The sequence below is a fragment of the Myxacorys chilensis genome, from assembly GCF_059505265.1.
This window is the reverse complement of record NZ_JCACKG010000221.1, coordinates 1-2,963: the sequence shown is the minus strand read 5'-3', so window position 1 is coordinate 2,963 and position 2,963 is coordinate 1. Positions and strand designations below refer to the sequence as shown.

Annotated in this window: 6 protein-coding genes; 1 reads left to right on the top strand and 5 read right to left on the bottom strand. The window is 70.2% G+C overall.

What is annotated here, in order from left to right; all coding sequences use genetic code 11:
• Positions 1–444, bottom strand: a 444-nt coding sequence (locus AC5JLB_RS22260; RefSeq protein ID WP_495876015.1) for a Gfo/Idh/MocA family protein, incomplete at its 3' end; no start/stop codon positions are given.
• A gap of 97 nt (positions 445–541) precedes the next feature.
• On the opposite strand from AC5JLB_RS22260, the gene AC5JLB_RS22255 reads away from it, so the two are divergent.
• Positions 542–892 carry a lipid-A-disaccharide synthase N-terminal domain-containing protein gene (locus AC5JLB_RS22255; protein WP_495876014.1) on the top strand — a complete coding sequence of 117 codons (351 nt, stop codon included), beginning with the start codon at positions 542–544 and terminating at the stop codon, positions 890–892.
• Here AC5JLB_RS22255 and AC5JLB_RS22250 read toward each other — a convergent pair.
• The 4 genes from AC5JLB_RS22250 to AC5JLB_RS22235 all read right to left on the bottom strand — a co-directional run bounded on the left by AC5JLB_RS22250 (position 874) and on the right by AC5JLB_RS22235 (position 2,446).
• Entirely contained in the window at positions 874–1,155 is a 282-nt protein-coding gene (locus tag AC5JLB_RS22250) for a hypothetical protein (protein ID WP_495876013.1), read from the bottom strand. The genes AC5JLB_RS22255 and AC5JLB_RS22250 overlap by 19 nt on opposite strands.
• Positions 1,156–1,312: 157 nt before the next feature.
• Positions 1,313–1,639 carry a hypothetical protein gene (locus tag AC5JLB_RS22245; RefSeq protein WP_495876012.1) on the bottom strand — a complete coding sequence of 109 codons (327 nt, stop codon included), beginning with the start codon at positions 1,637–1,639 and terminating at the stop codon, positions 1,313–1,315.
• Between the two features lie 106 nt (positions 1,640–1,745).
• On the bottom strand, positions 1,746–2,051 hold the full coding sequence (locus tag AC5JLB_RS22240; protein ID WP_495876011.1) for a glycosyltransferase: 306 nt from the start codon (positions 2,049–2,051) through the stop codon (positions 1,746–1,748).
• A gap of 95 nt (positions 2,052–2,146) precedes the next feature.
• On the bottom strand, positions 2,147–2,446 hold the full coding sequence (locus AC5JLB_RS22235) for a hypothetical protein (protein WP_495876010.1): 300 nt from the start codon (positions 2,444–2,446) through the stop codon (positions 2,147–2,149).
• Positions 2,447–2,963: the final 517 nt, after the last annotated feature.

The following is a 2,963-nucleotide window of genomic DNA, read 5'->3' as shown; positions in this document are numbered from 1 at the left end:
ATTCGTGGGGGGGGTGCGCCGGGGGTGGTTGGTCGCGAAGACGAGTCCCGCGGCTTCGGCCCCGCGCACCATTTCGGCGGCCTCGGCGACGGTCATGGCGAGCGGCTTCTCGCAAAGGACGTGCTTGCCCGCCGCGATGGCGGCGAGCGCCTGCGGATGGTGCTTCTCGTTGGTGGAGGAGATGTAGACGGCATCCACGTCGTCGTCGGCCAGCATCTCCTCGAGCGAGGCGGTGGCCTGCGGGATGCCGTGCTGCGCCGCGTAGTCCCGGGCGCGGTCCCCGGAGCCGCTGACGACCCAGGCGACCTCCGAGCCCGGGTGGCTCCGGAAGGCGCCGATCATCCATTCGGCCGCGATGGTGCTCGCTCCGACCAGCCCCCAGCGCATGTTCTTGTTCCCTCTCTTGGATCGTTCCAGGTAGATCGGAACGTTCCAAGGTGTCAAGAGTACTTTGGCTGGGTCCAATTTTGCGGGCTCGTGGAACGGATCAGCGGCGTCGCGCCGCAGGCAGCGCCGGACGGCGCCCTTGACGTGGTCTCATATGGGGGCCGAGAAGCACGGCATGGACATCCTCGCCTTCTTCCATGTCGACAGCGCGCGCGAGCTCGTGTGGGTCCTCCTCGGCTTCGCCGCGCAGGCGCTCTTTGGGGGGCGGTTCATCCTGCAATGGATCCGCTCCGAGAAGGCCGGCGAATCGGTCATGCCGGTCGGCTTCTGGTGGCTGTCGATCTCAGGCGGGACCCTGATGTTCGCTTATGCGATTTACCGCTGGGACCCGGTCTTCATGCTGGGCCAAGGGCTGGGGCTGATCGTCTACGCCCGCAACCTGATGCTGATCTACCGCCCGGAGGGGGAGTCGGCCGGGGGCGTGGCTCAGCCGCCCGACTCGTAGGTGCAGCGCCGACCGGGCACGCGGCCGTCGCCGTCCGCATCGGCCCGCGAGCCTATGAAGATGTCCTTGTCGTCGATGGTGAGCGCCAGATCCTCGCCGAGATAGATCACGCCCACGTCTGAGGGGGCGTAGGTGACGGGGTAGTTGCGCTCCCCGATGCGGACGAGGGCACGCACCTCGTCGTAGGCCACCTGCACGAGGCTCCCGTCGGCGCAGCGGTAGTTGGTCAAGGGGATGCCGTTGAGGCTCGCCACCGTCGGCATCTCCATCTCGAGACAACCGGCCAGGGGCCGAGGGCCAGGCCCAGCAGCAGGCAGGACGTCAGCGTGCGGACCATCATCCCTCCGATACACGCCCGGAATTAACCAGGATGCGGCGGGATGTTGCCCGGTTCCGCACGGGGAAGAAGCCTGGACTCGATTAGGATTTTATCAAGTGGCCTTGAATTTGCGGTCCTCGCGCACCGAGTGGTGGGTCCGCGGTGCCGAACGGCCGTAGTCGATCCACACGAGCACCTCGCTTGAGGTCGAGCGAGACGAGCTGGAGCAGCACCGCAAGCCCGAGCGACAGCAGCCCCAGCCCGCCAAAGAGCCGCATCGGATGGGCCGAGCAGTCGAGGAGGTCCTCGAGAGTGCCGAGGTCGAGGAGCACGACCACCGTGCGCCAGAACCCGTACTTGGTCCGTCCCGCGATCCGGGGGCGGTGGTTGTTCGGCACCTGCACCCAGCGGGCGCCGCGCTGCACCATCAGATCGATACGAAGCGGGGCATGTCGCCGTAGAGCTCGAGCTCGGCCGGGGAGGGGCGCCGGATGACCTTGAGCGTACAGCCGAGGTCGCGGATCGGCGCCCGCGTCACCGCGCGGATCCGGCGCTTGGCCAGGCACGAGGGCAACCGGCGGCAGGAGGAGCTTCACGGCCGGATCGCGGGCGGGCGAGAGCGGCCATGACCTCCGCGCTGCCGTCGAGCGAGCCGTCGTCGACGAGGATGATCTCGTGGAGCTTGGCCGTGCGCTGGAGCGTGGCGGTCAGCTCCTCATGGAAACCGGGAAGGTTCTCGGCCTTGTTGTGCACGGGCAGCACGAACGAGACGCCGTCCACCGGCTCGGCCGCCGGATCGATCCGGACCGCGAGGTGGCCGAGCGAGGCGGCGAATGGCATGGCGGCCTTCTTGGGGCGGCCGAGATCTTCCCCCAGCCTACCGCTTGGACCGCCTCGTTCCAAAGGACCGCCGCGGGGGCCCGGGCCGCGCTGCCTCAGCGCGCGATGCACTGGGAGGTCATGCCCGATCCGGCCGGCGAGCAGATCCAGCTTCCCGTGCCCAGGCGCTGCCGCTGCACCGCGCGCGCGACCTCCATCCGGTCGGCGCGGGGCCGGGCCTCGGCATGGCCCCGCTGCCAGTCCCAGACGAGGCGGGGCTCCGCGGGTGAGCCGGCCTGCGACTGCGGCTCGCCAGGCCCGGCGTGGGTCATCGCCCCGGCGGCCCCGAAGAGGGCGAACCCCAGCAGGATGGACAGCAGGCGGGCTTTGGCGGAAGGGCCGGCGCGGCGGGACATGGCGAGCTCCTGTCGGCTGTCGGTCACGGGCACCCCCCGGCGCCCCGTTCCCTCGCAGGCTCGCCGGGGCCTGGGGCAGGAATGGGGCGGGGGGTGGGCCGCGGGACGACGCCCGTGGACGCTTCGCGAAGGTTCGACGCAAATCCGAGGCAGCGCCCGCCGACAGGGGGTAGGGCGCACGGGCCGAAGGACAGGGCTCGGGGGCCGCGCCTCCGCCCTGCCCTCGTCGCACGCCGCCTCGGATTGAGGTTTTCAATGACGAAGAGGCCGACCTCGCGGCCCGCCCCTTCGGTCGCCAGCCCTGTCGCGCCGATCAGTTCCCGGCGACGGATCCACTGGCGGCCACCCCGCCCAGAGCCGTGCCCCCGCAGCCGCCCGAGCCTTCGGTCACGTGCCCGGCCACCCGCCAGTCGGGCAGGCCGGCGCCATCGGGCCAGGGATAGACCTCTTCCTGGTTGAAATAGGCGTTGTTGCACAACCGCGTGGCCGGTGCTCACGTAGTGGCTTGGGGCGCCTA

Excerpts from the sequence above, each read along its gene's own strand:
- AC5JLB_RS22255 (WP_495876014.1), top strand. The coding sequence starts at position 542 with ATGGGGGCCGAGAAGCACGGCATGGACATCCTCGCCTTCTTCCATGTC.
- AC5JLB_RS22250 (WP_495876013.1), bottom strand. The coding sequence starts at position 1,155 with ATGCCGACGGTGGCGAGCCTCAACGGCATCCCCTTGACCAACTACCGC.
- AC5JLB_RS22245 (WP_495876012.1), bottom strand. The coding sequence starts at position 1,639 with ATGGTGCAGCGCGGCGCCCGCTGGGTGCAGGTGCCGAACAACCACCGC.
- AC5JLB_RS22240 (WP_495876011.1), bottom strand. The coding sequence starts at position 2,051 with ATGCCATTCGCCGCCTCGCTCGGCCACCTCGCGGTCCGGATCGATCCG.
- AC5JLB_RS22235 (WP_495876010.1), bottom strand. The coding sequence starts at position 2,446 with ATGTCCCGCCGCGCCGGCCCTTCCGCCAAAGCCCGCCTGCTGTCCATC.